General features: G+C 67.8%; 19 protein-coding genes and 1 tRNA gene. 15 read left to right on the forward strand and 5 right to left on the reverse strand.

Translation table 11 applies throughout. The features are described from left to right. The first annotated feature begins 38 nt into the window (after positions 1-38). On the forward strand, positions 39-245 hold the full coding sequence (locus ACQW02_RS06510) for a (2Fe-2S)-binding protein (protein ID WP_431284459.1): 207 nt from the start codon (positions 39-41) through the stop codon (positions 243-245). 38 nt (positions 246-283) lie between these two features. Further along, positions 284-775 carry a bacterioferritin gene (gene bfr, locus ACQW02_RS06515; protein WP_431284460.1) on the forward strand — a complete coding sequence of 164 codons (492 nt, stop codon included), beginning with the start codon at positions 284-286 and terminating at the stop codon, positions 773-775. Between the two features lie 40 nt (positions 776-815). Here bfr and ACQW02_RS06520 read toward each other — a convergent pair whose 3' ends face one another. After that, positions 816-1,646 carry an NADPH-dependent oxidoreductase gene (locus tag ACQW02_RS06520; protein ID WP_431284461.1) on the reverse strand — a complete coding sequence of 277 codons (831 nt, stop codon included), beginning with the start codon at positions 1,644-1,646 and terminating at the stop codon, positions 816-818. A gap of 98 nt (positions 1,647-1,744) precedes the next feature. Between ACQW02_RS06520 and ACQW02_RS06525 the strand changes: the two genes are divergently transcribed. After that, a complete protein-coding gene (locus tag ACQW02_RS06525; RefSeq protein ID WP_431284462.1) occupies positions 1,745-2,710 on the forward strand; it encodes a Bug family tripartite tricarboxylate transporter substrate binding protein in 966 nt (321 codons plus the stop codon). Between the two features lie 46 nt (positions 2,711-2,756). Continuing rightward, complete coding sequence (locus ACQW02_RS06530; RefSeq protein ID WP_431284463.1) at positions 2,757-3,212, forward strand: DUF3592 domain-containing protein; 456 nt, start codon at positions 2,757-2,759, stop codon at positions 3,210-3,212. On the opposite strand, the gene ACQW02_RS06535 is transcribed toward ACQW02_RS06530, so the two are convergent. Continuing rightward, complete coding sequence (locus tag ACQW02_RS06535) at positions 3,209-3,469, reverse strand: hypothetical protein (RefSeq protein ID WP_431284464.1); 261 nt, start codon at positions 3,467-3,469, stop codon at positions 3,209-3,211. The two genes, ACQW02_RS06530 and ACQW02_RS06535, sit on opposite strands and share 4 nt — an antisense overlap. A 57-nt stretch (positions 3,470-3,526) precedes the next feature. Between ACQW02_RS06535 and ACQW02_RS06540 the strand changes: the two genes are divergently transcribed. Both ACQW02_RS06540 and ACQW02_RS06545 read left to right on the forward strand, forming a co-directional pair. Further along, entirely contained in the window at positions 3,527-5,098 is a 1,572-nt protein-coding gene (locus tag ACQW02_RS06540; RefSeq protein ID WP_431284465.1) for an ABC transporter substrate-binding protein, read from the forward strand. Positions 5,099-5,113: 15 nt separating this feature from the next. Next, positions 5,114-6,454 (forward strand): LLM class flavin-dependent oxidoreductase, encoded by a 1,341-nt coding sequence (locus ACQW02_RS06545; protein ID WP_431284466.1) that lies wholly within the window; start codon positions 5,114-5,116, stop codon positions 6,452-6,454. A gap of 42 nt (positions 6,455-6,496) precedes the next feature. On the opposite strand, the gene ACQW02_RS06550 is transcribed toward ACQW02_RS06545, so the two are convergent. Beyond that, positions 6,497-7,495: a Bug family tripartite tricarboxylate transporter substrate binding protein gene (locus tag ACQW02_RS06550; RefSeq protein ID WP_431284467.1), complete on the reverse strand. Its 999-nt coding sequence runs from the start codon at positions 7,493-7,495 to the stop codon at positions 6,497-6,499. Between the two features lie 89 nt (positions 7,496-7,584). Between ACQW02_RS06550 and ACQW02_RS06555 the strand changes: the two genes are divergently transcribed. The 4 genes from ACQW02_RS06555 (at position 7,585) to ACQW02_RS06570 (ending at position 11,046) form a co-directional block, all read left to right on the forward strand. Further along, positions 7,585-7,971 (forward strand): RidA family protein, encoded by a 387-nt coding sequence (locus ACQW02_RS06555; protein ID WP_431284468.1) that lies wholly within the window; start codon positions 7,585-7,587, stop codon positions 7,969-7,971. Positions 7,972-8,036: 65 nt separating this feature from the next. Continuing rightward, the gene (locus tag ACQW02_RS06560; protein ID WP_431284469.1) at positions 8,037-9,209 is read left to right on the forward strand and encodes an acyl-CoA dehydrogenase family protein; all 1,173 of its coding nucleotides are present in this window, start codon (positions 8,037-8,039) and stop codon (positions 9,207-9,209) included. Further along, the gene (locus ACQW02_RS06565; protein ID WP_431284470.1) at positions 9,209-10,330 is read left to right on the forward strand and encodes a CaiB/BaiF CoA transferase family protein; all 1,122 of its coding nucleotides are present in this window, start codon (positions 9,209-9,211) and stop codon (positions 10,328-10,330) included. Before ACQW02_RS06560 ends, ACQW02_RS06565 begins: the two co-directional genes overlap by 1 nt. Before the next feature lie 14 nt (positions 10,331-10,344). Next, the gene (locus ACQW02_RS06570) at positions 10,345-11,046 is read left to right on the forward strand and encodes an SDR family NAD(P)-dependent oxidoreductase (RefSeq protein WP_431284471.1); all 702 of its coding nucleotides are present in this window, start codon (positions 10,345-10,347) and stop codon (positions 11,044-11,046) included. Between the two features lie 7 nt (positions 11,047-11,053). Here ACQW02_RS06570 and ACQW02_RS06575 read toward each other — a convergent pair whose 3' ends face one another. Both ACQW02_RS06575 and ACQW02_RS06580 read right to left on the reverse strand, forming a co-directional pair. Continuing rightward, positions 11,054-11,815, reverse strand: a complete 762-nt coding sequence (locus tag ACQW02_RS06575; RefSeq protein ID WP_431284472.1) for a lytic transglycosylase domain-containing protein — start codon at positions 11,813-11,815, stop codon at positions 11,054-11,056. A gap of 224 nt (positions 11,816-12,039) precedes the next feature. Continuing rightward, positions 12,040-12,909, reverse strand: coding sequence for an N-formylglutamate amidohydrolase (locus tag ACQW02_RS06580; protein ID WP_431284473.1), 870 nt, complete (start codon positions 12,907-12,909; stop codon positions 12,040-12,042). 138 nt (positions 12,910-13,047) lie between these two features. Here ACQW02_RS06580 and ACQW02_RS06585 point away from each other — a divergent pair. From ACQW02_RS06585 to ACQW02_RS06605, 5 genes are all read left to right on the forward strand, one after another. Continuing rightward, positions 13,048-13,122: transfer RNA gene (locus ACQW02_RS06585), tRNA-Val, on the forward strand. Between the two features lie 76 nt (positions 13,123-13,198). Next, positions 13,199-14,476, forward strand: a complete 1,278-nt coding sequence (gene eno / locus ACQW02_RS06590) for a phosphopyruvate hydratase (protein WP_431284474.1) — start codon at positions 13,199-13,201, stop codon at positions 14,474-14,476. A 107-nt stretch (positions 14,477-14,583) separates the two neighbouring features. Further along, positions 14,584-14,910, forward strand: a complete 327-nt coding sequence (locus ACQW02_RS06595; RefSeq protein WP_431284475.1) for an FtsB family cell division protein — start codon at positions 14,584-14,586, stop codon at positions 14,908-14,910. A gap of 193 nt (positions 14,911-15,103) precedes the next feature. Further along, a complete protein-coding gene (gene pdhA / locus ACQW02_RS06600) occupies positions 15,104-16,123 on the forward strand; it encodes a pyruvate dehydrogenase (acetyl-transferring) E1 component subunit alpha (RefSeq protein ID WP_431284476.1) in 1,020 nt (339 codons plus the stop codon). Positions 16,124-16,126: 3 nt separating this feature from the next. Then, complete coding sequence (locus ACQW02_RS06605; protein WP_431284477.1) at positions 16,127-17,464, forward strand: pyruvate dehydrogenase complex E1 component subunit beta; 1,338 nt, start codon at positions 16,127-16,129, stop codon at positions 17,462-17,464. Positions 17,465-17,472: the final 8 nt, after the last annotated feature.

Consider the following 17,472-nt stretch of genomic DNA (forward strand, 5'->3'; position numbering starts at 1 on the left):
CATGCGAAACACTCGCAACACCAGCGGATCCGCGTCGAATGTACGTTTGTCTCTGCAATGCCCTGACCGACCACCACGTTCGTGATGCCGCCAGTGAAGGCGCCAAGCGACCCGCCGAAGTCCACGCCGCCTGCGGCTGCAGGGCCCAGTGTGGGAGCTGCGTGAAGGCGATGCTCACCATGTTGCGGGACTTGCCTGCGACCGCGCTGTCGGGATACGGGCAGGGAGTGGTTCGCGGCGCCTGATCTCTGGGACCCGGGCCACTCTTCAGGAGGAGGTTCCGGTGCTGCGCGATCCCAAGGTCATCGAATATCTGAATACCCAGCTCACCAACGAGCTGACGGCGATCAACCAGTATTTCCTGCATGCCCGCATTCTCCGCCACTGGGGCGTGACCAAGCTGGGCGCGCATGAGTACAAGGAATCGATCGAAGAGATGCAGCATGCTGACATCCTGATCGAGCGCATCCTGATGCTGGACGGGCTGCCCAATGTGCAGCGGATGAACCAGGTGCTGGTTGGCCAGTCGGTCCGCGAGATCCTCGAATGCGATCTGAAGCTGGAAGAAAAGGCGCTGTCGGACCTGCGCGAAGGCATCGCCTATTGCCATGAAGTCCGCGACTTCGCCTCCCGCGAGATCCTGACCAAGATCCTGGTCGCGGAAGAAGAGCACGCCGACTTCCTGTCCACCCAGTTCGACATGATCAAGAACATGGGGATCGAGAACTACATCCAGCTCAACAGCGGCTCGGCGCCCGAACAGCACGCTGGCTGACTAGGCCGGCCGAGGGGCGAAAAACCCCTCGGCCGTTTTGTTACCGCAGTCCGAAGCCGAGGCTTCGCAGGATCTCCACCAGCCGATCACGCCCGCTGAGTGCCGAGATCTTGCCCATCCGGCCGATCACGCGCCGGCTCCAATTTTCCGGCCCCATGCCCTGACGGGCGGAAAACGCCACCATCTCAGCATCATACGCGGCCCGCAGCGCCGGTTCCTCGGCATGGCCATAGGTGTCGTGGAACAGCACCGCGGCCTGCGGCAGGCGGGGCTTCACCTCATTCGCCACATCGGACGCGGCGTAGCCGATGCACAGGCCGAACACCCCGACCACGCCGGGCGGCAGGCCGAGCAGGGTCGCCACCTGCGCCGGATCGTTCCGCAACGCGCCGATATAGACCGTGGACAGCCCCAGCGATTCCGCCGCCACGACGGCATTTTGGGCCGCCAGGGCCGCATCGATGGCCGCGACCAGAAACGTTTCCATGTAGGGCAGGGTGGGCAGGTCCACGCCCTCGGCTTCGCCCAGGCGCTGGTTGCGGCTGGGATCGGCCAGCCAGACCAGGAACAGCGGGCATTGCGTGATGTGTTTCTGGTTGTTGGCCAGTTTCGCCAGGGCCGCGCGGCGTTCGGGGTCGGTCACGGCGACGACCGACCAGGTTTGCAGGTTGCTGCTGGTGGCGGCCGACTGGGCGGCGGCGACCAGGGTTTCCAGCGTGCCATCCGGCAGCGCATCGGCGCGGAAGCCGCGGACGGAGCGATGCGACAGCAGCAGGTCGATGTGCTGGTTCCACGGCCCGGCCGGCGGGACGGCGGCGCCATAGCGCAGGCCGAGGGCCTCGGTCGGGGTCAGGCGGGGGGCGATGTCCATGCGGCGGGTTCCTGTCGGCGTCACCTGCGATCTGGCCGCAGTCGTGGATCAGCGCAAGCGGGCTTGCCGCCGCCAGCCACGCGCGGATTATGCCGGGCATGAAACTCTTCCGCCGCTCGCTCTTCGCCGCCGCCCTCGCAACGCCCGCCCTGGCGCAGGGGAATTTCCCCAGCCGCCAGGTGCGACTTGTCGTGCCGTTCCCGCCCGGCGGCGGGTTGGATGCGCTGGCCCGTGCCCTGGCCGACCAACTGACCCGGACCTGGGGCCAGCCGGTGGTGGTGGACAATCGCCCCGGTGGCAGCACCGTCCCCGGCACCGACCTGGTCGCCAAGGCACCGCCCGATGGCCATACCCTGCTGGTCACCGCCGACAATTCCATCACCGGCAACCCGCATCTGATCCCGGGCCTGCCGCATGATCCGCGGCGCGACTTGGCGCCGGTCACCTGGCTGGTGGATGTGCACCAGATGGTGCTGGTGAATCCGGCCGTGCCGGCGCGCGACATGGCGGGGCTGGTGGCGGCGGCCCGGGCCCAGCCGGGGACATTGAATTTTGGCAGCTACGGCGATGCGTCCCAGCCGCATCTGCTGTTCGGCGCGCTGGCGGCGAAGGAAAACATCTCGCTGACGCACGTGCCCTATCGCGGACTGACGCCGGCCGTCCTGGCGACCCTGTCGGGTGAGGTGCAGATGACCCTGGCGGGCGTCGCCAGCGCGCGCGAATACCTGGCCGTCGGCACCCTGCGCGCCCTGGCGGTGGGCAAGCCCGAACGGCTGCCGCAACTGCCCGAGGTCCCGACCCTGGCCGAGGCCGGCTATCCCGACATCGACCCGCGCACCTGGTTCGGCGTGCTGGCACCTGCCGGGACCCCGGCGCCGCTGGTCCGTCGCATCCGCGACGACATCGCCGCCGCGATGGCGGTGCCCGCCGTCGCCGACCGGCACCTGACGCCGAACGGCTACACCATCCGCGCCAGCACGCCGGAGGATTTCGCCGCGATGATCGCGGCGGATTTCGACTACAAGGGCGCGCTGATCCGGGCGGCCGGGATCAGGGTCGTCTGACCGGGACAATTTGCTTTGTTCCGGGGGCGCGTGCAGCGTCCGTCGCATGCGCACCGCACTGCCAAAACGCCGGCTCTATATCATCGGCATCCTGATCGCCTTGGGCATCGGGGCCGGCGCGGCGTCGCTGGTGCGCGATTATGTCCACATGCTCACCCACGGCGTGACGACCGAGGGGCGCATGACCGGCCGGTATCGGGAGGTGACCTCCACCGGCCGCGGCCATGCCGTCAGCCTCCACCCTTGGTTCAGCTATCGCACGGCCGATGGCAGCATCATCACCGCCACGGTCTCCGACGCGATGGATTTGGCCGATATCCGCGCGGGCCGCACCATGCCGCTGCGCTACGACCCGGCCGACCCGAGCGTGCTGCGGCTGGCGGAGGCGCTGGAGGCGGGGCCGGGGGCCTTGCCCTGGATTCTGGGCGGGCTGGCGCTGATCGTGGGCGGGCTGTCGGTGTTCGGCCTGGTCACGGGCCGTTCGCTGCGGCTGCCGTTCTAGTCCTGCTGGTTCACCAGGCGCCGCGCCAGGATATAGCCCAAGGCCCCCGACACCGGCGCGGCCGGCAGCACCAGCAGCCAGCCGATATGCGCCCCCTGCGTCACCAACCCCAGGCCAATGCCCAGCATCAGCCCGCCCACGAGGCTGCCCACGGTTCCGGCCGTCAGGCCCAGCACAAGGATGTCGGCGCGGTTCGGCATGGGCGCGAGGTAGCCCCGGGTGCGGCCTTCGGCAAGTCCATCCGGCCCAAGAGGCATGAATGTTGCTGACAATTGGCCGACCGCTAAAGTGACAGCGACGGAGAACGCCCCGGAATGACCCCACGTATCGCAGCCTTCCTGACCCTTGCCCTGCTGGCAGGCCCCGCCCTGGCGCAGGACCTCCAGATCGGCATGAAGGCCGCGATGGACGGCACTGATCCGCACCAGTCCTTCACGGCCAACCGTAACATCCAACTGCACGTCTATGAGCCATTGGTGTTCCAAGACGCCTTCCTGCGGCCCATCCCGGGGGTGGCGGAATCCTGGCGGGTGGTCGATCCGCTGACCTGGGAGTTCACGCTGCGCGAGGGGGTGCGCTTTCACGACGGATCGCCGCTGACGCCGGAGGATGTGGTCTTCTCGATCCGCCGGGCGCAGGCGACGACGGGGTTGCGGACCTATGCGGCCTCCGTCCGCGCGGTGACGGCCGTGGAGGTGAAGGATCCGCGCACCATCGTGATCCGCACGCGCACGCCGTATCCGGTGCTGCCATCCGCGATGGCGGTGATCGCCATCGTCAATGCGCGCGCGGTCTCGGCGACGCCGGACCCGGATTTCAACGGTGCGGCCGCGATCGGCACCGGGCCGTATCGCTGGGTCCGCTGGCGGCCGGGGCAGGACACGGTGGTGGAGCGCAACGCGAATTATTGGCGCACGCCGGAACCTTGGTCCCGCGTCACCTTCCGCTTCATCCCGAATGACAGTGCCCGGGTCGCCGCGCTGCTGGCCGGCGATGTCGATGTAATCGACACCGTGCCCAGCGCCTTGAACGCGCGCGTGCGGGAATCGGAACGCACCCGGCTGATCACCGCCAATTCGCTGTTCGTGCTGTACATGCACCTCGACCAGCATCGCGACCAGGCGCTGCACGTCACGGGTCCGGATGGCCAGCCGCTGACGCGCAATCCGCTGAAGGATGTGCGGGTGCGGCAGGCGATGAGCATCGCGCTGAACCGCACCGCCATCGCCGAACGCGCGATGGAAGGGGCCGCCGAACCCATCGGCCAGATCGCGCCCCCCGGCTTCATCGGCCACGACCCGGGGCTGGCACCGCCGCCCTATGACGTTTTGCGCGCCCGGCGCCTGATGGCCGAGGCTGGTTACCCCCAGGGGTTCGGCCTGACCCTGCATTGCACCGCCGACCGGTTCGCCGGCGATGCGCGGACCTGCCAGGTGGTGGCGCAGATGCTGACGGCGATCGGCATTCGCGCGCAGCCCGAGGTGTTGCCCACCGCCGTCTTCTTCCGCCGCGCCGCCAGTGGCGGGCCGGGTGGCGAGCCGGAATATTCCGCACACATGGCGATCTACGGCGCGTCGTCGGGCGTCGCGAGCGAGGGGATGAACACCATCCTGCGCACGATGAACCCGGCGCTGAGCCATGGTGCCTCCAACCGAGGCCGCTATTCCAGCGCGGCGCTGGACCGCCAGTTGGACGTGATCGACGCGACCTTCGACGACGCGCAGCGTGAGCGCGAAACCTGGGCCGCGGCGCGTATGATCATGGAAGACCAGGCGATCATTCCCGTCTTCGCCTGGCGCATGGCCTGGGGTTTCCGGCGGGGCCTGACGCTGACACCCTCGGGCGACGGCTATACCTATGCGATGGCGATCCGCCCGGCGCCCTGAAGGATTCTTGACTCCATGCAAAAGAAGCAAATGAAGCTCGGCGCATTCTTCAGCGTGCCGGGCAACCATCTGTCGGGATGGCGGCATCCAGGCGCCGATACCACCACCGACATGGATTTCTGGGCGACGATGGCCCTGGCCAAGCGGGCCGAGGCCGCGCGCTTCGACACCATCTTCTTCCAGGATACGGTGGCCGTTGGCGGCAGCAACGCCATGGCCAAGGGCGACCGCAGCAAGGCGCAATTGTCGCGCATCGTGAAACTGGAACCGACCGCGCTGCTGGCGGCGCTGGCCGTCGGCACCACGCATATCGGGCTGATCGCGACCGCGACCACGACCTTCAACGAGCCCTACAACATCGCCCGCCGCTTCGCGACCATCGACCACATCAGTGGCGGCCGCTGCGGCTGGAATCTGGTGACCTCCCAGATCGAGGATGAGGCCGGTAATTTCGGCCTGGAGGAACACGTCAACCACGGCGCCCGCTACGAACGCGCGGCGGAATTCTATGACGTGGTCGCGGGTCTGTGGGATTCCTGGGAGGAAGACGCCTTCCTGAAGGACAAGGAAAGCGGCGTCTGGTTCGATTTCGACAAGATGCATTTCCTCAACCACAAGGGCGAGCATTTCCAGGTGCGCGGGCCGCTGAACGTGTCGCGCACGCCGCAGGGACGTCCGGTGGTGGCGCAGGCGGGGTCGTCGGAACCCGGCATCGAACTGGCCGGCAAGACCGCCGATGTGGTGTTTACCGCGCAGACGGAACTCTCCGCCGCCCAGGCGTTTTATGCGGAGGTGAAGGCACGGACCCTGAAATTCGGCCGCACGCCGGACGACATCAAGATCATGCCCGGCCTGACCCCCATCATCGGCCGCACCATGTCGGAGGCGCAGGACAAATACGACGAGCTGCAGTCCCTGCTGCCGGATGAGATCGCGCTGGCATCGCTGTCGCGCTTCACCGCCGGCCTCGATATCCGCAAGTTCCCGCTGGACGGGCCACTGCCCGAATTGCCCGAGACCAATAGCGCCAAGAGCCGCCAGAAGATGGTGGTGGATTTGGCGCGGCGGGAGAACATGACTCTGCGCCAGATCGCCCGCCATACCGCGGCCGCCCAGGGCCATCGGGTCGTCGTGGGCACGCCGACTTCGATCGCGGATGAGATGGAGGAATGGGTCGCGAAGGATGGCGCCGATGGGTTCTGCGTGATCTGCAATTACTACCCAAAGCCCTTCACCGATTTCTGCGACCTGGTGATCCCCGAATTGCAGCGGCGCGGCATTTTCCGCACCGAATATGAGGGGACCACCCTGCGCGAGAACCTGGGGCTGAAGGTGCCGCCGAACCGCTACAGCTAGTGTCCCAAAGCCGAAGTTCGCCGCAACGCGGCGAGCTTCGCCTTATTCCATGCGGGCGCCGGAGGTTTCCACCATCTCCCGCCAGCCCGCCGCATCGGCCATGATCTTCGCGCGCGTCGCCGCCGGACCGTCGGTGGTGGCGGGGATCAGGCCGCTGGCGTTCAGGCGACGTTCCAGATCGGGCGCATTGGCGCTGCGCTTCACGGCATCGGCGATGCTGGCGGTCAGGTCGGCGGACATGCCGCGCGGCCCGGTCAGCGCGTTCCAGGATTGCATATCCAGGTCGCCGATGTTCAGCGCCGCGAATTCGCCAAGACCCGGCACCTGCGGCAGCAACGGGCTGCGCGCATTGCTGCCGACCGCGAGCGCCACCAGCCGGCCGCTCGCCACATGCGGCATCAGCGCGGGCATGAAGTCGAAGACCATGTCGATGTTGCCGGAGATCAGGTCGTTCAGCGCCGGCGCCCCGCCGCGATAGGGCACGTGCTCGATCTCGGCACCCGTGCGCTTGGCGATGGTCGCGATCAGCAGATGCGCCGCACTGCCATTGCCGGCGGAGCCTTTGGTCAGCCGGTTGCCGGGTTGCTTGGCCCAATTGATCAGGCTGGCGAAATCCGTCCATCCTCGTTCCCGCGCGCGTTCGGCCGTGACGCAGCAGAGCACGGTGGAGGTGACGAGTTGGATGATCGGCGTCAGGTCGCGTTCCCAATCATAGGGCTGGCGCGCCATCATGATCGGCAAGGCGGTGAAGAAGGCGATGCTGAAGACGCCGAGCACCGTGCCATCCGGCGGCGCCTGCACCACCTGCTGCACGCCCAGCACACCATTCCCGCCACCGCGATTGTCGATGACGATGGCTTGGCCGGTCGTGGTCGTCACCGCATCGGCCCAGAGCCGCCCGATCGCATCCGCGGCACCGCCTGGCGGGAAGGGCACGACCCAGCGCATGGGCCGGTTGCCCGGCAGGATCTGCGCGATGGCGGGGGCTGCCAATGGCAGCGTGGCGGCGGCGAACAACAGCGGGCGGCGCGTGATCAACATCCAGTCTCCGTATTCAGGGTCGAGGGCGGGTGGCGAAGCGAAAAACGACTGCTACGATGCTATCAGACACGACAGGAGACACCAGCCACATGGCCAAACGCGCCGTCGCTTCCGACAAGGTTTTCAAGCCCTCGCTGCCCTTCGCCCAGGCGACGATCGCCGGCGGATTCATGTTCGTCTGCTCGACGGGACGGAATCGCGAGGGGCAGTTCGCGATCGGCGACGTGAAGGCGCAGACGCAGCAGACACTCGACAATATCCGGGCGCTGATCGAGGAAGCCGGCGGCACGATGAAGGATGTCGTGAAGTGCACGGTCTATGTGACCGACCGCGCGAACTGGGCGCCGATGAACGAGGTTTACTTCGCCAACTTCGCTGAAGATCCGCCGCATCGCGTGTCGTGCATCGTGACGGGGTTGGGATCGCCGGATTGTTTGGTGGAGATCGATGCGACGGCCTGGCTGGGGGACAACTAGAGGGGGTTGCGGCCCGGGCGCCACGCGCGCATCCATTCCGCGAAGACGACCCGGAAGAGGATCCGATGGACCACGCCAGCCCCCTCGCAGCCGATCCCCACGCCGAGATCCGCACCGAAATCGGCAAGCTCTGCGCCCGTTTCCCCGGCGAATACTGGCGCAAGCTGGATGCCGAACGGGCTTACCCCACCGATTTCGTCAATGCCCTGACCGAGGCTGGCTGGCTCGCCGCCCTCATCCCTGAGGAATTCGGCGGCTCGGGCCTGCCTCTCTCTGCCGCCGCGGCGGTGCTGGAAGAAATCCAGGCGCAGGGCTGCAACGGGGCCGCGTGCCATGCCCAGATGTACATCATGGGCAGCCTGCTGCGGCACGGCAGCCCGGCCCAGAAGGCCGAATATCTGCCGAAGATCGCGACCGGCGAACTCCGCCTGCAGGCCTTTGGCGTGACGGAGCCGACCTCGGGCACCGACACCACCGCGCTCCGCACCACCGCGACCCGCGTCGGCGACACCTGGGTCGTCAAGGGCCAGAAGATCTGGACCAGCCGCGCCGAGCATTCCGACCTGATGCTGCTGCTGGCCCGCACCACGCCGCGCGACAAGGTGAAGAAGAAGACCGAAGGCCTGTCCACCTTCCTGGTCGACATGCGCGCCGTGCTGAACAAGGGCCTGACCATCCGCCCCATTCGCACGATGATGAACCACAACTCCTGCGAAGTGTTCTTCGACGACATGGTGATCCCGGCCGACGCGCTGGTGGGCATCGAGGGCAAGGGCTTCCGCTACGTCCTGGACGGGATGAACGCCGAACGCCTGCTGATCGCCGCGGAATGCATCGGCGACGCCAAGTGGTTCATCGCCAAGGCGACGGCCTATGCGAAGGAACGCGTGCTCTTCGGCCGCCCGATCGGGCAGAACCAGGGCGTGCAATTCCCGATCGCCCGCGCCTACGCGCAGATGCGCGCGGCGGAGGCCATCGTGAAACTCGGCCTGCAGAAATTCGAAGCCGGGCAGCCCTGCGGCGAGGAAGCCAACATGGGCAAGATGCTCGCCGCCGAAGCCTCCTGGGCCGCCGGCGAGGCCTGCATCCAGACCCATGGCGGCTTCGGCTTCGCGGAAGAATACGACATCGAGCGGAAGTTCCGCGAGACGCGGCTGTACCAGGTCGCCCCGATCAGCACGAACCTGATCCTGTCCTACATCGGCGAGCATGTGCTCGGCCTGCCGCGTAGCTACTGATGCGCCCGCTCGCAGGCCTGCTCGTCGTCTCGATGGAGCAGGCCGTCGCCGCCCCCACCTGTTCCGTGCGCCTGGCCGATGCCGGCGCGCGGGTCATCAAGATCGAACGCGCGGAGGGTGATTTCGCCCGCGGCTACGACACCGCGGCGCAGGGCCAGTCCACCTATTTCGTCTGGCTGAACCGCGGCAAGGAAAGCCTCTGCCTGGATATCAAGGCGCCCGAGGACAAGGCGCTGCTGCATCGTCTTCTGTCGCGCGCCGATGTCTTCATCCAGAATCTGGCCCCTGGCGCCATGGCCCGCGCCGGATTTGGCTCGGCGGCCCTGCGGCAAGCATATCCGACGCTGATCACGGTCGATATCTCCGGCTATGGCGAGACCGGCGACTACGCCAGCATGAAGGCCTATGACCTGCTGGTGCAGGCGGAGGTCGGGCTGACCTCCATCACCGGGCATCCCGCCGGCCCCGGGCGCGTCGGGGTCTCGGCCTGCGACATTGCCTGCGGGATGAACGCCCATGCGGCGGTGCTGGAGGCGCTGATCCAGCGCAGCATCACCGGGCGCGGCACGGGCATCGCGGTATCGCTGTTCGATGGCATGGCCGATTGGATGAATGTGCCGCTGCTCTATTACGAAGGCACCGGCCGCGCGCCGGCGCGCATGGGCCTCGCGCATCCCTCGATCTGCCCCTATGGCGCCTATCCCACGGCCGATGGCGCGCTGGTGCTGATCAGCATCCAGAACGAGCGCGAGTTTGGCAGGCTCTGCGCGGATTTCCTCGGTGACGCCGGGCTGCCGCAGCGGGAGGGCTTCCGCACCAATGTCGAACGCGTCGCGAACCGCGCCGTGGTCGATGCCAGGGTGGGGGAGGGCTTCGCCGCCCTGACCCGCGACGCCTGTGCGGCGAAGCTGCGACAGGCGGACATCGCCTTCGGCCTGGTCAACGACATGGCCGGGCTCGCGGCGCATCCCGCCCTGCGCCGGGTCGCGGTCGAAACCGCAAATGGTCCCGTTGCCCTGGCGGCACCGCCGGCCATCTTCTCGGACGGCCCGCGTGCGCTCGGCCCCGTGCCGGCCATCGGGGCACAGAGCGCTGCCATCCGGGCCGAATTCGCCACCTGATCAGAGGAGTCACCATGCCGGGCATTCCCTATCGGACCGCACTCATCGTCGGGGCCGGGGCCGGCATCAGCGCCTCCCTCGCACGGGGCCTGGCGGCGGAGGGGCTGAAAATCGGCCTGGCCGCGCGCAATGTGGAGAAGCTGGCGCCGCTGGCGGCCGAGACGGGCGCGCTGACCTTCACCGTCGATGCGGCCGATGCCGACAGCGTGGCCCGGCTTTTCGCGGCCGTGGATGCGGACCTCGGCGAACCGGATGTCGTCATCTACAACGCCAGCGCGCGCGCACCGGGCCCGATCGCGGAGGTCGATCCGGCCGCCGTGCTGCAAGCCATCAGCATCACCGGCTACGGCGGCTTCCTGGTCACGCAGCAGGCCGCGCGCCGCATGCTGCCGCGTGGGGCCGGCGCCATCCTGCTGACCGGGGCCAGCGCGAGCGTCAAAGGCTTCCCGCAATCCACCGCCTTCGCCATGGGGAAATTCGCCCTACGGGGCCTCGCGCAGAGTGCGGCACGCGAGTTGGGGCCGAAGGGCATTCATGTCGCGCATATCGTCATCGACGGCGGCGTGCGCAGCGCGCGGCGGCCGGAACCGGCGGACAGGCCCGATAGCCTACTGGCGCCAGAGGCGATCGCGCAAACCTACCTCGACCTGCTGCGCCAGCCGCGCAGCGCCTGGTCGCTGGAGGTCGAGTTGCGCCCCTGGGTGGAGAAATTCTGACCCCGGCCTAGCGGCGCGCCACGACCATCGGCACGGCCCGCGTCGCCGGCGGGATGGCCATGGTGCGATAGGCATCGAGCCCCCGCCCGCGTTCGGCCGAAGGTGCCGCCGGCGGCACATTGCCCGCCATCACATTGCCGCCGCGGCTGCCGAAGGGCAGGGCGCTCGCCCCACGCCCCGGGCCGACATAGGCCGGGTGCGACCCCGCCAGCCGCGCTTCCTCGGGCCAGGCGGCCGCGACCCGGGCGCGATAGGCATTGGCGAATTCCGGGGTGTTGGAGTGGTAGTTGGCCGCCGCCTGCATCCAGTCCCGCCGCGTGTCCCACAGGCTGCGCAGGAAGCGCGCGGCGTAGCGGGCATTGGCCAGGGGGTCGAAGCCTTCCTCCAGGCTGGCGAAGGCGGTCGGGTGGTGGCGCAGGTTGATCTGCATGCAGCCGATGTCGATCGACGTCGCGCCCCGCGCCCGATGCTGCCGCACGGCGGCAATCGCTTCCTCCCTCGTCTGGAAGAAATAGCCGGTCCCTTCCACGTTGATGGTCCATGGCCAGGGCGACCAGGCGCCGGTGGTGGGGTCGCGGCGGTTGGATTCGACCCGCCCGATGGCCTGCAACAGCCCCCCGGGCAGGCTGGCTTCCCGCTCCACGACAGCAATCGCAGCGCGACAAAGCCCACCGGCGGGCAGGGGAACGCCCGTGGGCGTGGAATGGCCCCCACGCGCCCCCAGGACCAGCAGGAGCATCAGCAGCGGAATCAGGGGGATGCGGCGCATGGCCGATACAGCGCAAGCACTGTGCCAGCGGCAGCGTCACGGAAGGGAAGTTTGCTGCATCGCAAAAACACACTTGCGCACCAGCGATCTCTCACCTATCTAGGGGTCGGGCAGCGAGACGGTTCGCCGGTTCGCTGTCTTTCTTGGACGTTTCCTCCCTAAACTCGGCGGTGCCCTCGGGCACCGCCGCCTTTTTTTGTGGGGTCGTCTCGTTGCGTGGCGCTTTAGCGCCGCAGCCAGGACCAGTCGCGTCCGGCCAATTCCGTCATCAGCCCCGTCAAACGCGCCGCCAGGACCTCAAGCCCCGCATGCGGGCGAATCGCGGCCTCGTCCATGTAGAGCGACCGGGCGATCTCGATCTGCACCGCGTGCACATTGTCCCGCGGGCGGCCGTAGTGGCGGGTGACGTAGCCGCCGGCATAGGGGTCGTTGCGCCGCACGCGGTAGCCCAGGCCCTGCAACCCTTCCTCGACCAGGCGCGTCGCGCGGGGGGCGCAGGCGGTGCCATGGGCGTCGCCCAGCACCATGTCCGGCGGGTCCTGCCCATGCGCGGGATGGGCGGGCATCGAATGGCAGTCGATCAGCAGACAGCAGCCGAATGCCGCGACGGTTTCGGCGATCAGCCCCGACAGGGCGGCGTGATATGGCTCCCAACAGTTCCGCACCCGGGCCTCGGCCTCGGCGAAGGGGATGCGGCGGCTGTAGACCGCCTCGCCAGAGGCCGCGACCCGGGCCAGGGTGCCGAGTCCGGCCCCGACCCGGGGGCTTTGGCTGTTCACCCAGGCCGGCAGCGGCCCGTCGAACATGCCGGGGTCCAATTCCCACGGTTCCCGGTTGGCGTCGCAATAGACCCGGGGAAACGTCGCGGCCAGCAGCGGCATGCCCAGCGCCGGGGCCTGGGCGAAAAGCTGTTCGACGAAACTATCCTCGCTACGCCGCAGGCTGATCGCGTCCAGGCGGCTTTCGGCCAGGAACAGCGGCGGATAGTCGCGCCCCGAATGGGCCGAGGCGAAGACGATCGGCGCGACCTGGCGCTTCGGCCGCGTCAGCACGCAAGGGGGGGCGGGGTGATCGGGGTGGTGCGGAAGGTCCATCGGCCCTTGTGTTGCACCACAGCGGCGGGGGTCTGTCACGCGCGGAATGACACGCCGTGGTCATGAAAACGACTGCCATGACGAAGCGGGCGCTTGCCGCCGCGCGCCACCCGCGCTAATGCGCCCCTCCCGACGGATGGGCGCTTAGCTCAGCGGGAGAGCGTCCCCCTGACACGGGGAAGGTCACAGGTTCAATCCCTGTAGCGCCCACCATCCGGTTCCCCCCCCCCGCTTGCAGCCCGGCCCGCAAACCCCTATCGGCGCCCCATATCCGCCCAGGGGAATTGCCATGCCCGCCATCGCCGACATCATCGCCCGCGAAGTCCTCGACAGCCGCGGCAATCCGACGGTCGAGGCGGAGGTGCTGCTCGAAGACGGTGCCCGCGGCACCGCCATCGTCCCCTCCGGCGCCAGCACCGGCGCGCATGAGGCGGTGGAACTGCGCGACGGCGATGCCGCCCGCTTCGGCGGCAAGGGTGTTCGCCAAGCCTGTGCGGCGGTCGAGGGCGAGATCTTCGACGCCCTGTCCGGGCTGGATGCCTTCGAACAGGTCGCGATCGACGAGGCGATGATCGAATTGGACGGCACGCCGAACAAGGCGCGGCTCGGCGCCAATGCGATCCTGGCGGTGTCGCTGGCGACGGCCAAGGCGGCGGCGCAGTCGCTCGGCATCCCGCTGTATCGCCATGTCGGCGGCGTGTTCGCCCGCACCCTGCCGGTGCCGATGATGAACATCATCAACGGCGGCCAGCATGCCGATAATCCGATCGACATCCAGGAATTCATGGTGATGCCGGTCGCCGCCGGCAGCATGGCCGACGCGGTGCGGATCGGCGCGGAAATCTTCCAGTCGCTGAAGAAGAAGCTGAAGGCCGCGGGCCACAACACCAACGTCGGCGACGAGGGCGGCTTCGCCCCGAACATCGGTTCGGCCGACGAGGCCCTGGCCTTCATCGCCGAGGCCTGTGAGGCCGCCGGCCATCGCGTCGGCCAGGACGTGGTCTTCGCGCTCGATTGCGCCGCGACCGAATTCTACCGCGACGGCCTGTACAAGATCGAGGGCGAGGGCAAGACGCTCGATTCCGGCGGCATGGTCGACTACCTGGCGGCGCTTTGCGCCAAGTGGCCCATCGTCTCGATCGAGGACGGCATGTCGGAGGATGACTGGGCCGGCTGGAAGGCGCTGACGGAACGCCTGGGCGGCACCGTGCAATTGGTCGGCGACGATCTGTTCGTGACCAACCCGGAGCGCCTGGCGCGCGGGATCGAGACCGGCACGGCCAATGCCATCCTGGTCAAGGTCAACCAGATCGGCACGCTGACCGAAACCCTGGAAGCGGTCGAGATGGCACATCGCGCGGGCTACCGCTGCGTCATGTCGCATCGGTCCGGTGAGACGGAGGACGCGACCATCGCGGATCTCGCGGTCGCCACGAACTGCGGCCAGATCAAGACCGGCAGCCTGTCGCGGTCGGACCGGCTGGCCAAGTACAACCAGCTGATCCGCATCGAGCAGGACCTTGGCACCGCGGCGCGTTATGCCGGCGGGGGCGCGCTGCGCCGCTAACCGGCGGATTTCGGTACAAGCCTCACAACCGAGGCTTGCATCCCGCTGAAATCGTGCTTTTCTGTGATGCGAATCGGGGCGCTGTCGCTTCCCCGGCGGAGCGTCGCATGGGCCGTGTTCTTCTACGCTGGATCAAGGCGATCACCCTGCCGGCGGCCTGCGGCCTGGTGGTCGCGTTTTTCGCCTGGCACACGATCAACGGCGACCGCGGGCTTGAGGCGCAGGAACGCCGCGCCGCCGAAATCATCACCGCGCGCGCGGAACTGACGCGGTCCGAAGCCGAGCGCGACGCGCTGGAACGCCGCGTCCAGGGGCTGCGGGGCGACCGCATCGATGCGGATCAATTGGACGAACGGGCGCGCAGCCTGCTCAACTTTGTTGGCAGGGACGAGATCATCGTCCCCCTGGGGCTGCCGCGCCGCCCCGGTGGGTGATCGTCCTGCCATGCGGAACGATGTTTTGTCGGGCGCGTGAAACTTAACCAAAAATCGGGCAACTGCCGTTTTGCGTTGCAGCACAAGGGTTTCGGGATTTGCTACGCGCCTTGCATGGCGCAGATACGGGGGGTAGGTGTGCGAATACACCCCCCGGCGCCCTTCGCCGGGACCACGCCCTGGGGAGAGACGCATGGCCCAAAGCGCCGACGCCACCACCAAGCGCCGCGGCAAGGCCGCCCCAAAAGCCGGCCTCGACCAGGCCAGCCTGCGCCGGGCCTACCGCGACATGCTGCTGATACGCCGTTTCGAGGAGAAGGCCGGCCAGTTGTACGGCATGGGCCTGATCGGCGGCTTCTGCCACCTGTACATCGGCCAGGAAGCCGTGGTGGTCGGCATGCAGATCTGCCTGAAGCAGGGCGATGAGGTCATCACCTCCTATCGCGACCACGGCCACATGCTGGCGACCGGCATGGAGGCGCGCGGCGTCATGGCGGAACTGACCGGGCGCATCGGCGGCTATTCCAAGGGGAAGGGCGGCTCGATGCACATGTTCAGCCGCGAGAAGGGCTTTTTCGGCGGGCATGGGATCGTCGGCGCGCAGGTCTCGCTCGGCGCGGGCCTTGCCTTCAGCAACATGTATCGGGGCAACGACAATGTCTCGGTGACGTATTTCGGCGAGGGCGCGTCCAACCAGGGCCAGGTCTTCGAAAGCCTGAACCTGGCGGCGCTGCTGAAGCTGCCCTGCATCTTTGTCATCGAGAACAACCGCTACGGCATGGGCACCAGCGTCGAGCGCGCCAGCGCGTCGCGCGACCTGTCGCAGAACGGCTCGCCCTGGGGCATCCCTGGTGAGCAGGTGGACGGCATGAGCGTGGAAGCCGTGGCCGAAGCCGGCGCCCGCGCCGTCGCGCATTGCCGCGCCGGGCTTGGGCCGTACCTGCTGGAGATGAAGACCTACCGCTACCGCGGCCATTCCATGTCCGACCCCGCCAAGTACCGGACGCGGGAGGAAGTCCAAAAAATGCGCGAGCAGCACGACTGCATCGACACCCTGCGCACGCATCTGCTGGCCAATGGCGTGACCGAGGCCGACCTGAAGACCATCGACGACGAGGTGAAGGCGATCGTCGCCGATTCCGCGGAGTTCGCCCAGAGCAGCCCGGAACCCGACGAGAGCGAACTCTGGACTGATATCCTGGTGGAGGCCTGAGCCATGGGCGCCGTTATCCTGATGCCCGCGCTGTCCCCCACCATGACGGAGGGCAAGCTCGCCCGCTGGCTGAAGAACGAGGGCGACAACGTGAAGTCCGGCGACGTGATCGCCGAGATCGAGACCGACAAGGCGACCATGGAAGTGGAAGCCGTGGATGAGGGCGTGCTGACGCGCATCCTGGTCCTGGCCGGCACCGAGGGTGTGCAGGTCAATGCCGCCATCGCCGAACTGGATGGCGGCGACACCAAGGCGACGGTCGCTGCCGCCGCGGTCGCCCCCATGGGGCTGCCGACGCCCAAGCCCGCGCCATCGGTTCCCGCAGCACCCGTCGCCGCCGCCGAAAAGGACTGGGGCCCGACCGCCCACATCACCGTCCGTGAAGCGCTGCGCGACGCCATGGCCGCCGAGATGCGCGCCAATTCCGACGTCTTCCTGATGGGTGAGGAAGTCGGCCAGTACCAGGGCGCCTACAAGATCAGCCAGGGCCTGCTGGACGAGTTCGGGCCCAAGCGCGTCATCGACATGCCGATCACCGAACATGGCTTTACCGGCATGGCGGTGGGTGCCGCGATGAACGGGCTGCGGCCGATCGTCGAATACATGACGTTCAACTTCTCGATGCAGGCGATCGACCAGATCATCAATTCGGCGGCGAAGACGCTGTACATGTCGGGTGGCCAGTTGGGGTGCCCGATCGTGTTCCGCGGCGCCAATGGCGCGGCCAGCCGCGTCGCCGCTCAGCATTCCCAATGCTACGCGTCCTGGTACGCGCATTGCCCGGGGCTGAAGGTCGTCGCTCCCTGGTCGGCGGCGGATGCCAAGGGCTTGCTGCGGGCCGCGATCCGCGACCCGAACCCGGTCATTTTCCTGGAAAACGAAATCCTCTACGGCCAGTCCTTCGACTGCCCGACCGACGAGGATTTCGTGCTGCCGATCGGCAAGGCCAAGATCGAACGCGCGGGCACCGATGTCACCATCGTCGCCTTCTCGATCATGGTCGGGATGGCGATGCAGGCGGCCGACAAGCTGGCCGAGATGGGCATCAGCGCGGAGGTCATCAACCTGCGTTCGCTGCGCCCGCTGGATACGGAAACCATCGCCGCATCGGTCCGCAAGACCAACCGCCTGGTGACCTTGGAGGAGGGCTGGCCCTTCGCCGGGATGGGCGCCGAAATCGCGATGCAGATGATCGAAAGCTGCTTCGACGACCTCGATGCGCCGCCGGTGCGGGTGCATGGGCTTGATGTCCCGATGCCCTATGCCGCGAACCTGGAAAAGCTCGCCTTGCCGCGGGTCGAACAGGTGATCGATGCCGTCAAAAGCGTAACCTACAAGTAGGGGGGCGG

The organism is Humitalea sp. 24SJ18S-53, from assembly GCF_050632385.1.
Classification (GTDB): Bacteria; Pseudomonadota; Alphaproteobacteria; order Acetobacterales; family Acetobacteraceae; genus Humitalea.